The sequence below is a fragment of the Vibrio sp. 1978 genome, assembly GCF_033344345.1.
The window spans coordinates 1-746 of the sequence record NZ_JAWPOP010000392.1; the positions used below are offsets into that span (position 1 = coordinate 1).

Sequence of the window (746 nt, forward strand, 5' to 3'; positions counted from 1 at the left end):
GAACTTGAGCACAAAACATTTACCGATAGCGCCGTCGGTTTGAGAGCGGATTTCAAACAGACGCTTCACGCCTCATCGGCTGAGCACAAGTTAGCGTATGGCGTTGAGATAGCATCAGATTACTACCAACGGGAAGATAATCAGAAAGTCCTCGATTGGGCGGGTTCCAACGCATCGCAAAAACAACCCTTTGCCGCTGCACGTGCATACAACATTGGGCTTTATTTCCGTGACATGATTGAGCTGGAGAAATGGACATTGACTGGCGGTTTGCGTTTCGATGCGCACCGACTTTCACCTGATGGCCAGAATGATATCGGTGGATATCCACTGAAAGATATCGACAGTTCTGAAATTTCACCAAGTTTGTCGATTTCTCGTGAAGTGTTCGAAAACAACCGCGTTTACCTCTCTTACGATCACGGTTATCGAGCGCCAGAATACGATAAGGCGTATGGCTTCGTAAGCCACGACTTTGTGCCGCTGACGCCTTTTGTTATTGCGCCAAATATGGATCTAGAGGCTGAAACTTCGGACTCGTTTGAAATCGGTAACAAATTCGATAATGGCCGAGCGCAACTTTACGTTTCTGCGTTTTACAACAAGTTCCAAAACTTCATTGATGTTGTTACCACGGGTCAAGATAACTTCGGTAACTACGTCAAGCAATACCAAAACTTACACGGCGTTGAAACCTACGGCGCGGAGCTTTCTGCTGCGTATGCTTTCACATCGTCTTGGAAGCT

At 46.8% G+C, this 746-nt stretch carries 1 protein-coding gene; it reads left to right on the forward strand.

The window, feature by feature from the left end:
• A partial coding sequence (locus tag R8N49_RS26815) for a TonB-dependent receptor domain-containing protein (protein ID WP_318190410.1) occupies positions 1–746 on the forward strand: 746 nt, incomplete at both ends.